Annotated in this window: 12 protein-coding genes; 6 read left to right on the top strand and 6 right to left on the bottom strand. The window is 39.9% G+C overall.

Going from position 1 to position 19,156, the window contains the following annotated elements; translation table 11 throughout:
- The coding region (locus J2746_RS14415) for a nitroreductase family protein (protein ID WP_342451854.1) at window positions 1–630 on the top strand (630 nt) is incomplete at its 5' end.
- A gap of 244 nt (window positions 631–874) precedes the next feature.
- On the opposite strand, the gene J2746_RS14410 is transcribed toward J2746_RS14415, so the two are convergent.
- Window positions 875–3,190 carry a DNA topoisomerase I gene (locus tag J2746_RS14410; RefSeq protein WP_209622720.1) on the bottom strand — a complete coding sequence of 772 codons (2,316 nt, stop codon included), beginning with the start codon at window positions 3,188–3,190 and terminating at the stop codon, window positions 875–877.
- Between the two features lie 146 nt (window positions 3,191–3,336).
- On the opposite strand from J2746_RS14410, the gene thiC reads away from it, so the two are divergent.
- Complete coding sequence (thiC, locus tag J2746_RS14405) at window positions 3,337–4,620, top strand: phosphomethylpyrimidine synthase ThiC (protein ID WP_209622718.1); 1,284 nt, start codon at window positions 3,337–3,339, stop codon at window positions 4,618–4,620.
- Between the two features lie 59 nt (window positions 4,621–4,679).
- Entirely contained in the window at window positions 4,680–5,519 is an 840-nt protein-coding gene (locus tag J2746_RS14400; RefSeq protein ID WP_209622716.1) for an MBL fold metallo-hydrolase, read from the top strand.
- A gap of 39 nt (window positions 5,520–5,558) precedes the next feature.
- Here J2746_RS14400 and J2746_RS14395 read toward each other — a convergent pair whose 3' ends face one another.
- Window positions 5,559–6,212, bottom strand: a complete 654-nt coding sequence (locus J2746_RS14395) for a peroxiredoxin (protein ID WP_209622724.1) — start codon at window positions 6,210–6,212, stop codon at window positions 5,559–5,561.
- 455 nt (window positions 6,213–6,667) lie between these two features.
- Here J2746_RS14395 and J2746_RS14390 point away from each other — a divergent pair, with 455 nt between their 5' ends.
- The 3 genes from J2746_RS14390 (at window position 6,668) to J2746_RS14380 (ending at window position 14,899) form a co-directional block, all read left to right on the top strand.
- Window positions 6,668–10,972 carry a PAS domain S-box protein gene (locus J2746_RS14390; RefSeq protein ID WP_209622714.1) on the top strand — a complete coding sequence of 1,435 codons (4,305 nt, stop codon included), beginning with the start codon at window positions 6,668–6,670 and terminating at the stop codon, window positions 10,970–10,972.
- 510 nt (window positions 10,973–11,482) lie between these two features.
- A complete protein-coding gene (locus J2746_RS14385) occupies window positions 11,483–12,106 on the top strand; it encodes a MarC family protein (RefSeq protein WP_209622721.1) in 624 nt (207 codons plus the stop codon).
- Window positions 12,107–12,178: 72 nt separating this feature from the next.
- Window positions 12,179–14,899, top strand: coding sequence for a cation-translocating P-type ATPase (locus tag J2746_RS14380; RefSeq protein ID WP_209622712.1), 2,721 nt, complete (start codon window positions 12,179–12,181; stop codon window positions 14,897–14,899).
- Window positions 14,900–14,912: 13 nt separating this feature from the next.
- On the opposite strand, the gene J2746_RS14375 is transcribed toward J2746_RS14380, so the two are convergent.
- From J2746_RS14375 to J2746_RS14360, 4 genes are all read right to left on the bottom strand, one after another.
- Complete coding sequence (locus tag J2746_RS14375) at window positions 14,913–15,767, bottom strand: mechanosensitive ion channel family protein (RefSeq protein ID WP_209622711.1); 855 nt, start codon at window positions 15,765–15,767, stop codon at window positions 14,913–14,915.
- Between the two features lie 34 nt (window positions 15,768–15,801).
- Window positions 15,802–16,323, bottom strand: a complete 522-nt coding sequence (locus tag J2746_RS14370; RefSeq protein ID WP_209622709.1) for a hypothetical protein — start codon at window positions 16,321–16,323, stop codon at window positions 15,802–15,804.
- Between the two features lie 112 nt (window positions 16,324–16,435).
- Window positions 16,436–17,461 carry a DUF21 domain-containing protein gene (locus J2746_RS14365; protein WP_209622705.1) on the bottom strand — a complete coding sequence of 342 codons (1,026 nt, stop codon included), beginning with the start codon at window positions 17,459–17,461 and terminating at the stop codon, window positions 16,436–16,438.
- Window positions 17,462–17,551: 90 nt separating this feature from the next.
- Entirely contained in the window at window positions 17,552–18,937 is a 1,386-nt protein-coding gene (locus J2746_RS14360; protein WP_209622690.1) for an RNA-guided endonuclease InsQ/TnpB family protein, read from the bottom strand.
- Window positions 18,938–19,156 lie beyond the last annotated feature (219 nt).

Here is a 19,156-nt window from a genome sequence, read left to right as displayed (position 1 = left end):
AATCATTCCCAACAGAATGATAACGAAATGAGACTTACACTCGTAGGAAGCTCCTTCCTCGACAGCCGAAGGCTGGCAGGGAGGAGGAGTTCACCCGGAGGTATGGACATGCCAGAAGTAATTGACACTATCCTTTCAAGAAGAAGTATCAGAAAATACACAGACGAACCAGTTAAAGACGAAGATATAAAAACTATCCTTGAAGCAGCCAGATGGGCACCTTCAGGCCTGAACAACCAGCCATGGAAATTCATAGTCATCAAAGATAAAACGACCATGGAAGAACTGGCAGGCTGCACACATTATTCAGCAATAGTACAAAATGCACCGCTGCTTATTGCAGTATATCTTGATACAGAGACAATGTACAACAAGACCAAGGACATACAGGCAATCGGTGCAGCCATTCAGAATATGCTGCTTGCATGTTGCGGCCTTGGCCTCGGAGCAGTCTGGCTTGGAGAGATATTAAACAACGAAGAGAAAGTTAACTTGATTCTCAATTGTCCTGATTCTATGGAACTTATGGCAGTACTTGCAATAGGTAAACCTGCAGAAGATGGAAAAGTTAAGCCCAGAAAAGAAATCAAAGATATAGCATATAGTGAAAAATACGGAAAAACATTCTGAAAATATCAAGAAATATTATAGAAAAAAGGTTTGATGAGACGAATTGCGGTTATTTGGAGGTATGTTGGAGGTAGTAGATCGGCTAGACCCATTTTTTGTGGATTATGATCAGGAAATAGGTCTGCAATTCGTCTCTAGGTCCTTAGAGGGATTTTATAATATATAAGGTTTTTTCAATTTTGGAAGTAAATCAATAAAAACTGATTTAACGATAGACCAAATATGATTGATTAATCATTAAAGACTACTTCTTCCCCGGACATTTCCTGTTAGCACAAAACTCCTTAGCATCCTGTTTTTGTTCTTTCACACGGAGTACGTGCCACCCACAATGCTCACACAACCTGTCAAGAATAGTAAGTCTACCTGATTTAGGCACAGACTGCGTGTGCCCGCATCTGTTAGTGCATCCTAAGAAACGGGAATCTTTTGTAGTTATCAGGAACATCGAACCGTCACAAACCGGGCAGGGACCTACGATCTCAGGAGGAAAACATTTTTTTTCCAGTTCGCAGGTGAAACACGGACCAATACCTACGGACCAATTATACTTTTTACCAACCTTAAGGACTGCAACACCACCCTTTTCGCACTGTTGAGAACGAAGAACAGTAAGTGTACCTGCTTTTGGAAGAGGGTAAGTATTCTTGCATCCAGGATAACCTGTACAACCAACAAAGCGCCCCTTGTCAGTCTTGATCATGTGAAGCATTCTTCCGCATTCGGGACATGTACCAACAAAGTTCTTTTTATCAGTTGCAACCTGTTCATCAACAATAGTACCTGCCATTCTTGCAGCAATTGCCTCCTTGCTTGATGTAAGCTGTGAATACATTTTTTTGATAAGTAAAGTTCCTTCATCAAGGGCACTTTCAAGTGATTTTTTGCCATCCTCTACATCCTGAATAAGAGATTCTATACGCGCCCTTATCTCAGGCTGTACGAGAATTGGCACCGTGGCATCCAGAGTATCCATAAGAGTGAAACCTGTATCAAGAATCGCAATGGTCTTGCCCTTGGTTTCAAAATAGCCTCTTTTCTTATTGGTTTCAATATGACTGGGAGCAGTTGCCTTTGTACCAATACCATTTTTATCCATGAGGGTCAATAATTCTGCTTCAGTAAGCCTTTTGGGAGGTTTCGTCTCGGATTTGACGTTACTGAGCTTTTTTACGTCAACCTCATCCTTTTCCTCAATGAATGGCAATAACTTGTCATTTTTAGTCTCAAATGGATAAACATCAAGCCACCCTTCACTTTTAAGAATTGAACCCTTTACATCAAATATCTCCCCACCAACAAGTATCTCCATTCTTGTTTTCTCAAATATTGCAGGTTGCATAAGATTTGCAAGGAAATGCCTGACTATCAGGTCGTAAACCTTCCACGCATTAGGCATTCTTACACTCTTTTCGATATCACCCTTTGAAGCTGCCTTTATAGGATGAATTGGAGGGTGATCATGTCCGTCCTTTGTTCCGTTTCTGCATTTTATCTCACCTGCAGAGATGATAGCCAATGCATATTTTTGATAGAATCCTGAAGAAAACGCAACAAGCTTGGACTTGAAATCAAAATCGTCAGCGTATTTATTAGTTTCAGTTCTCGGATAACTGGTAAATCCTGAAAGATAAAGCTGCTCTGCAGTCTCAAGTGCCTCCTCAGGACTGACGCCCAGATATTTGGAAGAGCGTTTCAGAAACTCAGTTGTATTAAGCGGATAGGGAGGATTTGTACGCGCTTCTTTGACACTTTTCTTGTCTACAACACCAATCTTACAATCCTTGATACGAGCGAAGATCTCGTCAGCCTTTTCCTTTTCATGAATATTCCCCGCCCTGTGCACACCAGTGAAATCCGCACCTTTTGAATTGAAAAGAGCCTCGATTTTCCAGAAGTCCTTTGGCTTGAAGTTCTTTATGAGTTTCTCCCTCTCATAGACGAATCCACATGTGGGGGTCTGGCACGGACCAATTGAGATAACACCTTTAGTGCGGGCTTTCTCCCTTACTGACAATGTCATGAAACGAGTAAATGCCGCACCCATCTTCAGATCAAGTATCTGACGTGCTTCAGCCGACATTGCCATGTTGTAGTCCGGTTCAACAAGATTGGAAAATGCTTTTTTGATCTCACTTGAGGAAAGGGATGAGAAACGAGCTCTTTTTACCGGAAGGGAAGCTACCCTTTCGGAAATTTCCTTGGCTTCAAAACCAATATTCTCCCCCTCCCTGTCAAAGTCACATGCAAGAACAACTTCCTCGGCACCGCTTGCAAGAAGAGAAATAGCAGCAGCATAAGGTTTTTTTGTGACGTTTTTTACAGGAGGAGTATCCAGCAGGACTGCAGGGTCACATTCACGCCAGTTGTTGAACTGTTCAGGGAAATCATAGCCCATAATATGACCTGCAAGACCCATTATCCTCCATTCCTTTCCTTCCATTTTAAAGTCGTATACAGGAATCCCACCAACAGAGGCACGATTGTAGTGTCCTTCGCTTAAAATACCTGCTATCTGGGAAGCTGCCTTATTTTTTTCCGTGAATACGACTATAGACATGCTGCAACCCTATGTCCTGATTATAGATAAAAATTGAGCTTGCGGGGTGAAAGTAATATTGTAACAATATTCCATAAGTCCTGTGAAACATATATATGCCCCTACAATGTATCTGCACCTAAAAGACACTGCATGCAGGAGATACAATGACACTAATGGAAGATGCTAAAAAAGGCAGGATCACACCCCAGATGGAAGCAGTTGCCAGGGACGAAGGCATTGATGTAAAGACCATCTGTTCATGTGTTGCCAACGGGACCATCAGTATCCCGAACAACCCTGTAAGGGAATGCAGGGTCATAGGTATAGGAAAATACCTCAGTACTAAAGTAAACGCTAATATCGGAACTTCCCGGGATTATATCAACATCGATGAAGAAGTTGAGAAAGCAAAAACAGCGGAAACATTCGGTGCAGATGCACTCATGGACCTCTCAACCGGCGGAGATCTTGACCTGATAAGGAAAAATATAATGGATGCAGTGAACATCCCCATTGGTTCCGTACCGATCTATCAGGCAGCAGCCTCACAGAAAGCTGTTGTAGATATGACATCCGATGACATGTTCAATGCAGTACGCAAACATGCAAAGGATGGTATTGATTTTGTCACCATACATGCTGCTGTGAACCAGGATGCTCTGAAGAGAATAAAACACGGAGACAGGATAACTGACATTGTCAGCCGTGGTGGCTCATTCACACTTGCATGGATGCTGCATAACGGAGAAGATAATCCATTCTATTCAGAATACGATTACCTCATGGAAATTGCCTATGAATATGACATGGCAATCAGCCTTGGAGATGGTATGAGACCCGGATGTATCCACGATGCTTCTGACGGACCTTCATTCATGGAATTCATAACCCTTGGTGAACTTGTTAAGAGAACAAAAGAAGCAAATATTCAGTGTTTTGTTGAAGGACCCGGACATGTTCCATTAGATGAAGTAGAGCTCAGTGTGAAGGGAATGAAAAATCTCTGCCACAATGCACCACTCTACCTTCTTGGCCCGCTTGTCACTGACATAGCACCCGGATACGACCACATAACAGGAGCTATCGGTGGAACATTTGCAGGCATGTGCGGAACAGATTTCCTTTGCATGACAACACCGGCAGAACACCTCGCACTTCCAACTGCAGATGACATCCGTGAAGGAACCATTGTCACAAAGATTGCAGCCCATGCTGCCGACCTTACAAAGGAAGGTCAGAAAGAAAAAGCAAGAGCTGTTGATGACAAAATGGCACATGCACGTAAGAATCTTGACTGGGACACTCAATTCGAACTTGCAATAGATGGTGAGAAGGCAAAGAAGATACGAGACAGCAGGAACACAGGCAGTGAAGCCTGTTCAATGTGCGGTGATCTTTGCGCCATGAAGATTGTCAGCAAGGCACTTGAAGAAGAAAAGAACAGGTGATATAGCTCACTTTTTTCCCAAAATAGAACTTTTTTATCCTTTCAGATTCATTTTTATCTATGAAATTAACCGTACTCATAGATAACAATACTCTGATAGACCGCTACTTACTGGGAGAACCGGGCGTTTCCTATTTTATTGAAGCTGATGATAAGAAACTACTCTTTGATACAGGCTATTCAGATGCATTTATCCGTAATGCACAAAAACTGAATATCAATCTTCTTGACATTGATCACGTCGTTCTGTCCCATGCGCACCTTGATCACACATGGGGACTTGATCCTCTTATCAAACTATACACCGAAGCACAGATAGAAGGTATGGATCATTCGGAACCGGACCTTATCGCACACCCTTTGATATTCAACAGCAGAACATATTGCGGACTGCAGGAAATTGGAACCCTTCTTTCTACCGACAAACTATCAAAGTTTTTCAGCCTGCGGCTGAGCAGCGAACCTTTATGGATAACAGAGAACGCTGTATTCCTTGGTGAAATTCCCCGTCGATTTGATTTTGAGCATGACCCACTTGAAAGCAAGATCATTATTGACGGAAAACAAACAGATGATGAAATATTAGACGATACAGCGCTTGCCATAAAAACAGAAAATGGTCTTGTTATTGTTACGGGTTGTTCGCATTCAGGCATTTGTAATATAATTGAATATGCAAAAGAAGTCTGCAACGAAGATAAGATAGTTGATATTATTGGAGGTTTTCATTTGCAGAACCCTCCTGATATAAAGATGAGAGGAACTGTAGATTATTTCCGGGATCTTAATGTAAAGGAAGTACATGCCTGCCACTGTACGGACCTTGGATCTAAAATAGAATTAGCCAAAGTCTGTGATCTGAAAGAAGTGGGTTGTGGACTTCAGATTGAATATAAGTAAAAAAAGGACTTCTAAGAGTCCTTTTTGGATTTCTTTTCTTTAAGAATCTTTTCTTAAGCACATGAACCAGTCAAGGCAGTACTTGCCTTCTTCTTGGGTCTCTACCCTTTCTTTTGCAGTTCCACATGATCCAGGTGGCGGGATGATCACGTCATCTCCTGGCTGCCAGTTTGCAGGTGTTGCAATATTCTCTGCATCTGATTTCTGCATTGCAAGAAGAAGTCTTTTTATCTCATCCATATTCCTTCCGTTGGACAATGGATAATAGAGAATTGCTCTTATCTTTGCTTTAGGGTCCATAATGAAAACTGCTCTGACGGCCTGAGTATCTGATGCGTTAGGTTGCAGCATTCCAAACTTCTTTGCAACTTCCATCTTGAGGTCTTCAATGACAGGGAATGTAACTTCAACGTCCTTCATGCCCTTGTATTCGATCTTCTCTTTGATTGTGCGCAGCCATGCAATGTGTGCATAGATACTATCAATGGAGAGTCCGATAAGTTCTGTGTTCAGTTCCCTGAATTCTTCCTGCATGCTTGCAAATGTCATAAATTCAGTTGTACATACAGGTGTAAAATCAGCAGGATGACTGAACAAAATTACCCACTTCCCCTTGTAATCTTTCGGGAAATTGATTTCTCCGTTTGTTGTCACAGCTGTAAAAGACGGTGCATTGTCCCCTATAAGAGGCATACTGAAACTCCCAGAGTCCGACATAGTTTTCTCTCCCACATTTGCTTTTATTTTCTTCATACTGCTATCAAGATATTCATTGATATCCTTTACCTGTTTATCAAATTCCTTTTCCAGCTCCAGGTCCTTAATATTCCTGGAGATATAGTCCTTCATATCCTTGAACTGTGCTTCAAGATGTTTTTTCATGTCTTTTTTCTCATCCATAGAATTCACCTTTAAGAAGTGCACTCTCTAAGAGCATGAACTAAAGGACAGAATAAAAAAGAATTAATCTGCCCGCACTCCAATAAATATTAAGTATTCCAGGCATAAGAAGTTGATTGTCACACTATTAATATTGATACTGTTCAGAGAAGAATAGCAAATTGTTCAACAAAATATAAATACTGATTTATACAAATTAGCAATAAGCTTGATTACAAAGACTTACTTCAAGACATCATTTTACGAAGATGACAGAGAAAGACAGTAAGGGCACAATTAACCATTCCATAAAAGATTGTGGTCAGGAAGACTTCAAGAATATTGTTGATGAATTGCCCCTTGGAATACTTTCGTGTGATACGAAAGGAAATATCACTTCCGTAAATGATTTTCTTTTAATAATCCTTGGTTCCCCTTCAGCTGAAGCTACAAAGAAGATCAACATGCTAACTTTCCCCCCTCTTGTAGAATCGGGAATAGCAGAAACTATTGAAGAAGTAATCAGAACAGGAAAAAATGCATCGATAGAAGCACCTTACAGATCAAAATGGGATAAAGAGCTTTTCTTAAGTTTCAGAGCTTTTCCACGAAAAGATGACAACGGTGATGTCTATGGGTGCCACGCCATTATTGAAGACCTTACAACTGAAAAGGATACATCCTCTGAGATAGAATATAACAGGCGCAAGGATGAACTTATCTCTAAAATATCCAGTCGTTTTATCAACAGTAAATTTCAGAGCATAGATCACGATATTAATGTAACACTTCGGGAACTGGCAGAATTCATAGCGTGTGACCGTATTACCCTTTTTAATATAGACGATAATACAGATTATATCAAAAAAGCATACGAATGGCATGTTGACGGGATTATTTCCAAAATACCAATAAATGCAAAAATAGATACACGGAAAATAGACTTTGAGTATCTCAAGAAACTGAAGATTTTAAGCATCCCTGATGTCAGTAAAATTTCAAGTGAAAAGAAAAAACTCAAGGAATTTTTGCAAGGCATGAATCTAAAGTCAATGGCAATGATTCCTCTTTCCAGAGATGGAATTTTTAAAGGATTTATATCAGTTGACTCTGAACGTATTACCAGAAGTTGGGATGAAAAACAACTCTTTGCGTTGAAAATAGCAGGCAGTATGATAGCAAATATCCTTGAACGTAAGGAAGCGGAAAAGCTATTGCTTGAAAGAGAAGAAGAATATGAAAATATAATAAGCTCCCTGAAATCAATTATATGGAAAGCGAAATTTGACCCACAGGGAAATGTACTTGAAACATATGTATCCAAGTCCCTTGATGATGTAACAGGATTTTCTAAAGGAACTATAGGAAACGACTGGAACACTTATTTTACGCACATTCATGAAGAAGACCTCTCTGAAGTTCAGAAAAAACTTAAATTGGGCTTTGAAAATCCCGGTACCCCTATATCAGTAGATTACAGGGTAGTATCTGACAATGGGAAAATTGTATGGATGAATAGTCTTGGATCTGCAAAACTTCTTGAAGATGGCAATTACCTGATGTCAGGAACAACAACAAATGTGACTGACCGCAAGCTTGCTGAGAACAAGGTGATTGAAAATGAGGAAAAACTAAAATTGCTCATAGAACATTCACCGGTAGCACTAATAATGCTGGATCGCAACATGCGAAATATAGCTGTTACTCACAAATGGCTTGAGAACTCCCACCTTGATGGCCAGGATATTATTGGCCTCCCACATTATGAAACACACCTTAATGTAGGAGAAGAAATTAGAGAAGCACATAAGCGTGCCCTCAAAGGGGAAATTGTCCGTAAAGAAGAAGATTTTATAGAACTACCTGATGGAAGTACAATGTGGTCTCGTTGGGAAGTCAGACCATGGAAAGATGCCAATGGTTCAATTGGTGGAATTATTATCTTCTCAGAAGATATCACAGAGAATAAAAAAGCCGAAATTGCACTAAAGGAAAGTGAAGAACGTTTCAAAGCACTTCACAATACATCTTTTGGTGGTATAACCATCCATGATAAAGGAAAAATAATTGATTGTAATCTGGGTCTTTCTGAGATAACCGGCTACTCACATGAAGAACTCATTGGAATGGATGGACTTTTGCTAATAGCTGAAAGCCACAGAGACATGGTTATGTCCAATATCCTTGCAGGCTATGATAAACCATATGAAGCGGTTGGAAAGCGTAAAGATGGGAGTGAATATCCTCTTAGACTGGAAGCAAAGAATATACCTTACAAAGGAAAGCGTGTAAGGGTAGTAGAATTCAGGGACATAACAGAGCGTAAGAATGCGGAAAAGGCTCTTAAAGAAAATGAAGTGCTCCTGAATGAAGTCGGTCGGATTGGTAAGATTGGTGGATGGGAATTTGATCTCAATTCTAATAAAGCTACATGGACAGACGAAATATTCACAATACACGAAACTGATCAGGTAGATAGCTTTGAAAAAGCCATGGAACGTTACCCTCCGGATTCAAGAGAGAAACTTGAAAAGGCTCTCAATAATGCCATAAAGAAATATGAACCATATGACATTGAACTTGAACTTATCTCAGAGAGAGGAAATCATAAATGGATCAGAGCTATTGGAAAACCGATAATAGAGAATAATAAAGTTGTTAGATTATATGGTACCATTCAGGATGTAACAGAGCGCAAAGAAGCTGAGAAAAAACTTATTGAAAATGAGGAACTTCTGAAACTTTTCATAGAACACGCCCCGGCTTCACTGGCAATGCTCGATAAAAACATTAGATACATAGCAGTTAGCAATCGCTGGCTCAGTGATCTGGGACTGGAGGATCAGGATATAATCGGAAAGTCTCATTATGAAGTGCTTCCACATATCAGTGATGAATGGAAAAGAATACATCAACGTGCTCTTCAGGGAGAGATCATTGTCAAAAATGAAGATTATTTCAAACTGAATGATGGAAGTGGACAATGGATACACTGGGAAGCAAGACCCTGGAAAACAGGCGACGGAAAGATTGGTGGTATTGTACTTTTTGCAGAGAATATCACAAGGCGCAAAAATGCCGAAGAAGAATTAAAACATAATGAGCAAAAATACAGGTCACTTTTTGAACAATCAAATGATGCAATATTATTGTTGAGATATGGTGGAATGATATATGAAGTAAACAACAGGGCCCTTGAGATTTTTGAGTGCACTGAAGAAGACCTGCACGGCGTGAATATTATAGATCTGGTCCCTCCTGATATGCAAAGAGAAGCCCTGAGGAAACTTGAATTGTTCCGAAAGGGAGAGATTGATAAATTTGATTTCAAAGCTATTACGTTCAAGAACAATATAATTGACGTAGATGTTAGTGCAAAATATTTAGAAGGTCAGGATAATGTATCCCAGGTGATTATCAGGGACATAACTGAACGCAAAAAAGCTGAAAAAGAATTGAAACTCAATGAATCAAAATACAGAAGCCTGTTTGAAAAATCAAACGATGCTGTTGTTATACATGATACTTCAGGAAATGTACTGGACATAAATGAAAAAGCCTCTATCATGTTCAGATGTCCTGAAGAAGAACTTATGCAAATGAACATAATGGACATGATACTACCTGAGGATAGGGAAAGTACCATTGCAGCACTCGGAATGCTAAAAGAAAAAAAATACTGGCGTAATGAAACAAGGATGTTCAGGCCGGATGGTAGCATAATCCATCTGGATGTGAGTGGATCAGTTATAGACGCTCAGAAAAATATAATACAGGCTGTAGGAAGGGATATCACTGATAGAATTAAAGCCGAAAAGGATATGATACAGGCAAAGATAGAAGCAGAGACTGCAAGTCGTACCAAGAGCGAATTTCTTGCAACCATGAGTCATGAACTTCGTACGCCTCTTAATTCTATAATCGGATTCTCTGACATCATGCTTGACGGTCTGGCAGGAGAACTTGTGGATAAGCAGAGACATTATATTGAACACATTTCCCACAGTGGCCGTCACCTTTTGAATCTTATAAACGATATTCTTGATATATCAAAGATAGAAGCAGGGAAGATGGAACTATACACTGACATTGTAGATGTGAAAAAATCAGTCAACGAAATTGTAACCATTACAGAGAGCCTTGCAGGCCGTAAGAACATAAGTGTTAATGTGAGTATCTCTGAAGATGTGCCGGCAATCAGTGCTGACAGGTCTAAACTGAAACAGATATTATATAATATCATTGGGAATGCCATCAAATTCACAGACGATGGTGGGCAGGTGCACATAGAGGTTAGTGGCGACGATGAAAAGGTCATCATCTCAATTACCGACACCGGAATCGGAATTTCGCCGGAAGACCAGAAAAAACTTTTCAAACCCTTCAGCCAGATAGATGCTTCTATGTCCAGAAGATATGAAGGTACAGGACTTGGACTGGCGCTTGTAAAAGAGCTTATTGAATTGCACGGTGGCAGAATATGGGTTGAGAGCGAACCAGGAAAGGGTAGCACATTCTCTTTTGAATTACCAGTCAGACTTGGAGACAGGAACGATCCTGAACTACTGGAATAACATTACTTGTTGATTTATTTACATTTAAGAATTTAATTGTAAACCATTATATGTAAACCACATTGTAAACCCATAGCTCAGGCAATATAAATGTATAGTGATTTGAGATAAGAAGGAAGTAACCCTGGCAAAGCCAGGGCAACTATGGAAAGTGGATGTGGTAAGTTTGAAGGAGGTAGTTAGATGGATTTAAACTGACCCACATCCGCAAATACGTCAGAGTAATAATCCCCTGACAATTTGTGTTTTTATAATAACTAGTATATGAATGTATCGCAAAAATATAATAGCTGTTAACGTATTTTGCGAATGTGTAACAAAATAACAGCAAATAATGTAAACCAGTATATAAATGATAGTAAACTAATTCCACATTTTACCTTCATATGTCAACCTTACAGGACTTGCGCACAGTCTCAAAAACAGTATAGAGCCACAATAACCGTAACTCTTATCTATTTCTGAAAAAGAGCTAAGGAGTACAGGACAGGAGGATAAAAGACGGAAAATATTGCTTTTTTAATATATGCATTCAGTACTCTGTTTGCAATTGTCAGTCCGGTTGGTGGAGTCGTAACTTTTGTTTCACTAACGAGTGATATGACACGGGATGAAAAAAATGAAGTGGCTACTAAATCAGTTGTTCTTGCATGTATAATTGCCTTTATTTTTGCATTGACCGGAAAAATGATACTTAATTTCTTCGGAATAAGTATTGATTCACTAAGAGTTGCCGGTGGAATACTTCTTTTTGTCGTAGCTTTTGATATGATACTGGCAAAGGTCTCCCGTGAAAGTATCACGGAAAAGGAAATAGATAAATCAATGGACCGTAGCGACATCTGGATATTTCCAATCGCCCTTCCACTCTTGACAGGACCCGGTACAATAACAACCATAATAGTGCTTATGGGAAGTGCACTGTCAATATTCCAGAACATGATCGTCATGCTTGCTATCATACTCACATTTGCGATCACATGGGTATTCTTCCATTTCTCAAGAAGAATCTATAAGTTCCTGGGATATACAGGAATGCTTGTATTCACAAGACTCATGGGACTGTTGCTGGCAGCCATGGCCGTGAATTTCGTAGCAGTGGGTATCTGGAATATTTACACTTCTTTCCAGTAATCCCCCTTTAAAATAATACATACAATCACAAGTATTTTATTCGTTAATCCCTTAACATTAATGGAGTGGTAGATGAGTGTGTCAGAAGAAAGGGACTTCCGATGCAAAACCCTTGGTGATGAACATAGCATTTCGCTGGATGAGATGCTCAAAAGGCTAAATGCAACAACCGAAGGTTTGTCCTCTGAAGAAGTAAAGCGCAGAATAGGTATCTGTGGAAGGAACGTTTTTGAAGAAACCGGAAAACAAAGCCTCTTAGTCAGATACTTCAAACAATACAGGAATTTCTTTTCACTTTTACTGTTATTCGGCTCGATATTATCATTCATAGCTGAATGGCTTGACCCCGGACAGGGTAACATTTTCATTGCAATAGCCCTGCTTGGAGTAGTTATACTGAATGGGACCTTTACATTCATTCAGGAATATCAGGCCGAAAGGATAATGGCCAGTTTCAAGAACCTGATGCCTCCTAAAACAAAAGTCCTGAGAGACGGAGAAATAACTGAGATACTTGCAACTGACATTGTGGTTGGTGACATAATATTCCTTGAAGAGGGAGATAAGATACCAGCCGATGGAAGGCTTATCGAAGAGAATTCACTGAAAGTCGATAATTCACCCATAACAGGAGAAGCCGAACCACAACTACGATCACTTGACTGCACACATCCCAATATACTTGAATGCAGGAACATGGTCTTCTCAGGAACCCTGGTACAGACCGGCAATGGTAAAGCAGTTGTATTCGGAACAGGATCAGATACACAGATAGGTAAGCTTGCAGCTTTAACCGAACAGACATCCTCTGTTGACACACCTATACGCAGAGAACTTAACGATTTTATAAAGATCATTTCAGCAATCGCTATTTTTCTGGGAATATCCTTCTTTATTGTCGGATTCCTGATACAGGATACTTTTCTTGCAAACCTCATCTTTGCCATAGGGATCATCGTCGCAAACGTACCTGAAGGACTGCTTCCAACGGTCACACTTGCACTGAGCCTTGCATCCAAAAGAATGGCAAAAAGAAATGCCCTTATCAAACAACTGGAATCCGTTGAAACTCTTGGTTCTACAACGGTCATCTGTACCGATAAGACAGGAACCCTGACCCAGAACAAAATGGCTATCCACTCAGTCTATACCGGTTCCGGTATGCTTGATGTTGGAAATAAAGCAGAACCCCCCGAGATGCTTTTGAAGGTAGCTACCATATGTAACAATTCAAGGCTCACGGAAGAAAAACCAGGGTACAAAGGTGATCCAACTGAAGGTTCACTTCTGGTCTATGCCAGTGAGTTCACTGATATCGACAAAATGCAAAATGATTATCCAAGGGCTTCAGAATATCCATTTGATTCCAAAAAGCAGAGGATGCAAGTGGTCTGCAATACACCCGAAGGAACTATGGAAGCATACCTGAAAGGTGCTCCTGAAGTGATCCTTGAGATGTGTAGCCATATTCTTGTGAACGGAAAAGAAGAAGCACTTGATGATAGTGAAAAAAAGGACCTTGAAGATGAGCATCTGGAAATGGCAAAAAGAGGAGAAAGGGTTCTTTCATTTGCTTACAGGAAAGCTGACAGTGTCAAAGAGTATGAAGATGGATTTGTATTTCTGGGATTTGCAGGTGCTGTTGATCCTCCACGCCCCGAGGCAAGTGAAGCTATAAACAAATGCCATCTTGCAGGTATCAAAGTAGTTATGATAACAGGAGATCACCCTGTAACTGCACGTTCCATTGCTGCAACTGTTGGACTGACAAGCGATCATGCAGATCCTGTACTGATAACCGGTTCAGAATTAGAAGAGCTCTCAACAGAAGAACTCTCACAACGGTTAAAAGCACCGAGCATAGTATTTGCCCGTACATCACCTGTACAGAAACTCAAGATCGTACGTGCTTTCCAGGAAGCCGGAGAAATTGTTACAATGACCGGAGACGGTGTTAATGATGCTCCCGCCATGAAGAATGCAGACATGGGTGTTGCCATGGGAAGTGGAACGGATGTCGCAAGGGAAGCCGCAGATATGGTGCTCCTGGATGACAATTTTGCAACCATAGTCAATGCCATAGAAGAAGGCAGGACCGTTTTTGATAATATAAAGAAATTCATTGCCTATATTCTCACAAGTAACATTCCTGAAATATTACCATTCATTGCCTTTGTGCTGCTGGCACTTCCATTACCAATGAACGTACAGCTTATCCTTGCCATTGACCTTGGTACGGATATAATCCCGGCCCTGTCACTTGCTGTAGAAAAAGGTGAAGGAGACATAATGAAACGTCCTCCGCGTTCAAAGGACGAGAAACTCCTGACACCACAGGTACTTCTCACATCCTATGGTATCAAAGGACCGATCGAAGCTGCAGCCGGATTTGCATGCTACTTTGCAGTCCTTTTTAACGGAGGATGGACCTGGGGTCAGCAGTTGCCATATTCGGATCTGATATACATGCAGGCAATAACAGCATTCTTCGCAGCCGTTATTGTATGCCAGATAGCAAATGTATTTACATCAAGGACAAGGCGACAGTCTGTGCTGACCAAAGGTTTTCTGAGTAACAGAATGGTGCTTCTTGGTATAGCCAGTGAACTGTTGATACTTGCATTCATAATCTACAACCCATTTGCAAACCTTATATTCAACACAGCAACAATATCCCTGCACTATGTACTGATAGCTGTACCATTTGCCCTGCTCTTGCTTGGAGTAGACGAACTGAGAAAGTATTCCATCAGAAAAGATTCACAATTTGTAAGCCGCTTTTTCAAATGGTAACTTAAGAAAAGGACTATGTTGCCTTTTTCCTGAAGACGACCTCGGTGTGAGGATAGGCGATTTCAACATCATCATGTTCATTGACCCTGTCAAAGATCTCCTTTGTTATCTTAGAGGAGTATTCATGTAGTTGTCTTGCAGGTGAAAAATATTTTACCTGTACATCTATACCGCTTGCCTGAAAATCAACCCTGACCTTAGGATTTCCAGGACTTGTACTTATGACACCTGCAAGGAATTTTCTTGCGGAAAGTTCTGCTATCTCCATTGCACGGTCAAGGTTGCTTTCATAGGTAACATTCACAATAACACTGTCAAGAACGAAATCATTATTTGAAGTATAGTTGATTATATTCTTTTCAAAGAGCATCCAGTTAGGTACCATGATCAACCTGCCTGAGTTCTCTTCATCCCCGATGATCCCTCCAATTTCCATAACATGCACATGGGTAAGGTTAAAATCGGCTACATCGCCCTTCACATCACCTATGATTATTCTGTCACCGATATCAAAAGGTCTTTTTGTAACCACCATGATCCAGGCAGCGATACCTGTTATCGGTTTCTGGAGAGCAAAACCAATTGCTGCTGAAAGCAAACCAAGGAATACACCAAAGCCGGACCATGCACCTGAAGATGTAAGAATTGCAAATATAATAACGAGCAATGACAGGGTGTATCGGAAAAGCTGACCAAATATTCTGATGTTAGAGCGTTGTTTTTTGGTCTTTGCTTTTTTCATCAGATTTGTTCTTAGAAGAGTGAAAAAAACGTTAATAAGCAATAGCAGAAAAAGTACTATCAGGACAGTTGCTCCGGCAGTTACCCAGAGATTAATATTATCTATAATATCCTGTAGCACTGCCATTCAACCACCCTTCCTCAAAATTTAAAAAAGAGGATTACTCTTTCTTTGTAATCTTCTTTATATTAACCTTTATATCCGATGCAAGATCCTCTGCTTCCTTACCCGTAGCCTCTGCAAGATCCTTTATCTTATCAGATATTTCCTCCATATCTTCTTTTATGTTTATTGACTTCACAGAAACACTGATCTTTTTGATTATATCCATGGTGTCTTCTGTGATACTGGCAGCTTCATCACCGGTTGCATCTATAAGTGAATCTACCTTAGCATTCAGCTTATCATAATTTTTTCCAAGATTTACTTTCTCTGCCAGTTCATCAAGCTGCTCACCAACATCAACTGCAAGAGTCTTTGCACTTTCACCGGTCTTTTTTGCAAGCTCGTCCACTCCCTTTAATATCTTTTCTGCATCTTCGTTAAGGTCAATGCTCTTGATATCTTCAGCAATGGTTCTGACAGAATCCTTTGCACCTCTGGAAATCTTTGCAGCTTCATCTCCTGTCTTATCAACAAGCAGATCCACTTCACCTTTAATTTTGAGAATACTTTCTTTCACAATATAACCTCCCACAAAGGTACATTATATTATTTACATGGAAGTTCATAAAGATATCGTAATATGTATCTCTAGATACCGTTAAACAGAGATTGTCCCTTAATTTCCTTTACTATTCGACCCTCACGACGATACCTCTTAGTAATCTTCCCAGTATATCAGAACCCGTAATAATGATCTTTTCCGGGTCGTCCCTGTTCCAGTAAAGTATCAGATCATCGTCAATAACGTCATCTTCTGCATTTACCGGATAAACTTTCAGGCGATGAAGAACACTTCCAATTTTCTCTTCAGGATCACTAATAATGATCGGATGATGACAGTAGCGATAAGGATTGAAATTTTCTTTCTTGTAAATAGCATCCCTGAGGAATGAACCTGAATCAATAGCCATTACAGGTCCACCTGTTTCATCCAGTATTATAGCCCATTTCTTAGAGCTGGAAGCTATCTTTTCAAGAAGTTCGGAAAATTCTGCATCGCCTGGAGAAGGAAAAATAACAAGCCCGTTAAAAGTCGGCAAAGATATGATGCTGAGGGGATCTATCACTGAACCTTCCTGCTTTATCTGCAGGTCATCTATTGACAGAAAATTAAGGGCTCCGAGGCCTTCAAGAAAATCGATGTCACTCTTTTCGGAAATAATGTGTTTTTTAAGCATGATACTGAGTGAACGTTCCTTGAAAAATTCCATCTTCTCTTTCCCAAGCCAGAGATCAAGTAACATTGCTGATGGTTTTGCAACAGGATACAGCATCGTAATATAAAATCTGACAAGCGGTGAAAGTGATGCCCCAAGTCTTAATGAATTCCTTGTAAAATATGCCTGAGGTACAATTTCACCAAAGATTGTTATAAATACCGTTGAGAAGACAAAAGCTGAAGCACCTGCCAGTACAGAATCCGTGAGCAAGGTCAGAAGTACATTTATCCCTACATTACCCCACAACAGAGTTGAAAGTAATAAGTGCGAATTATGCCGCAGAGCCAGGACTTTTCTGGCATTCTCATTTTTAGCCTCGGCTTCGATCTCAAGACGAAGACGACTCAGTCCGAACATCCCGATGGTCAGACCGGAAAAGATACCCGACTGAATCAGACAAAGAAGTATCAAAAACCATATAATTATGTCATTCATGTTTTATTCCGCTAACGCAGTTTCAAAATTATTATTCATGGTAATGATTTCAAAGTTACTGACTACTCCAACGACTAAAGTCGTTGGGTTCTATTGAACCCTTAAGGAGTCTCTACCTTGGACAAGGTTAAGCAATTGCTGATTCATCTTCGGAACTTGCAATCCAGTTATATAACTGATTGTAGAGGTTCCAACTCCACAGCCGTTAATTCCCGCGAGCCTCACGGTATCCTTGTATGTTTTAGATTTCCTGAGGATGTTGACCGCAGCGTTGATATCTCTGTTTAAAGAAGATTTACAATGCTCACACTCAAAAACCCTATCTGCTAATTTTAGTTTTGTCTTTTTCTTTTTTCCGCATACCGAACATATCTGAGAAGTATTCTTGGGATTAACCTTTTCAACTGTCTTTCCCTTCTCAGCAGCCTTGTACTCTGTGTGCTGGACAATCCTTGACCATACTGCATCATGAATAGACTTGGCTAGTCTTGAGTTTTTGACAAGATTTTTAATTTTCAGGTCCTCAAATACTATCAGGTCGTACTTGCTGACAAGCATCTTGCTTAAGCAATGTGAAAAATGTTTTCTTGCCTTAGCTACTTTTCTGTGAATTCTGTTCACTTTTCTCTTTTGTTTAAAGTAGTTCTGGGAACCATATTCCATTCTTTCAAGTTTTCTTTGTTCGATAGCTAACCTTTTCTCTGCTTCTCTGAACAATTCAGGTGGTTCGATGAACTCTCCATCTGAGGTTGCTATTAATGATTCAAGACCAAGATAGATACCTATCATAGTGATTGGTACTATTGGTTCAGGATATTCTGGAATTTCTATCGTTATAAAAGCAAACCATTTGTTGCCTTCTTTTTTGATAGTACACGTCTTAAATTGACCATTTAACAGATTATGATCAACATCGATCTTTATCAGGTTGTTTTTATTGGTTATCTTTGACAGGAACAATCCATTTTCAGTCAGTGTCCAACCGTAATTATATTGTTTATACGTGAAACTATGATAATCGTCTTTGCCTTTGAATCTGGGATGTCCTTTTGGGAGGATACCATCATATTTGATGAAGTTTGAACCTTTATTATTTGAAACTGAATAAGGAAAGTTTCCTGCAGGCACATCTTTTCTTTTGACAACAGTTCCTTTTCTTGGTTTGAGTCCTCTAAGTCTTCCATTCTTGATATCAGCAAGGAACTTAAAGTATGCCTGTTGTACCCTTTCAAACACATTCAGTCTAACATGAGAATGTATATTATTGGTATAATCGAAGAATTTGAGTTGCTTTTCGAGTAGTCTTGAATCCGGATATAGTCCATATACATCAAACAGTTCAACTCTTGTTGATAAAAGGTCGTTCCATAGTCTTCTGCAGGTTTGCATGGTTTCTTCCAACTTTGCTTCCTGTTCAGGAGTTGGATGAATAGGAAACCTCAGATTCCTGCAGTTCTGACCTTCTTTTCTGACCATACATTCACCTGAAAAACAACAACAACAGTAGATTGTTTTCAAATTATTTTAATGTTGCTTTGTTTGTTTGCTTTTTTAACTCAAAAGCGAGAAGTCCCCTTCCTCGGGACGTAGCGACAGGTAAGGGATGAAAGCGTCATAAACCAATCAAAAAACAGTATCAAACACTAACAATTAAATAATCTTAAATCATAATATAAATCAGGTATTTTTTATGCA

It is taken from the genome of Methanolobus bombayensis, assembly GCF_017873415.1.
In the GTDB taxonomy this organism is placed as follows: domain Archaea; phylum Halobacteriota; class Methanosarcinia; order Methanosarcinales; family Methanosarcinaceae; genus Methanolobus; species Methanolobus bombayensis.
This window is presented reverse-complemented; position numbering and strand designations above follow the sequence as displayed.

What these genes read in the sequence shown, in the direction of transcription:
- J2746_RS14400 (WP_209622716.1), top strand. Translation starts at nt 4,680, where the DNA reads ATGAAATTAACCGTACTCATAGATAACAATACTCTGATAGACCGCTAC.
- J2746_RS14380 (WP_209622712.1), top strand. Translation starts at nt 12,179, where the DNA reads ATGAGTGTGTCAGAAGAAAGGGACTTCCGATGCAAAACCCTTGGTGAT.
- J2746_RS14390 (WP_209622714.1), top strand. Translation starts at nt 6,668, where the DNA reads ATGACAGAGAAAGACAGTAAGGGCACAATTAACCATTCCATAAAAGAT.
- J2746_RS14375 (WP_209622711.1), bottom strand. Translation starts at nt 15,767, where the DNA reads ATGGCAGTGCTACAGGATATTATAGATAATATTAATCTCTGGGTAACT.
- J2746_RS14360 (WP_209622690.1), bottom strand. Translation starts at nt 18,937, where the DNA reads ATGGTCAGAAAAGAAGGTCAGAACTGCAGGAATCTGAGGTTTCCTATT.
- J2746_RS14365 (WP_209622705.1), bottom strand. Translation starts at nt 17,461, where the DNA reads ATGAATGACATAATTATATGGTTTTTGATACTTCTTTGTCTGATTCAG.
- J2746_RS14410 (WP_209622720.1), bottom strand. Translation starts at nt 3,190, where the DNA reads ATGTCTATAGTCGTATTCACGGAAAAAAATAAGGCAGCTTCCCAGATA.
- thiC (WP_209622718.1), top strand. Translation starts at nt 3,337, where the DNA reads ATGACACTAATGGAAGATGCTAAAAAAGGCAGGATCACACCCCAGATG.
- J2746_RS14395 (WP_209622724.1), bottom strand. Translation starts at nt 6,212, where the DNA reads ATGCCTCTTATAGGGGACAATGCACCGTCTTTTACAGCTGTGACAACA.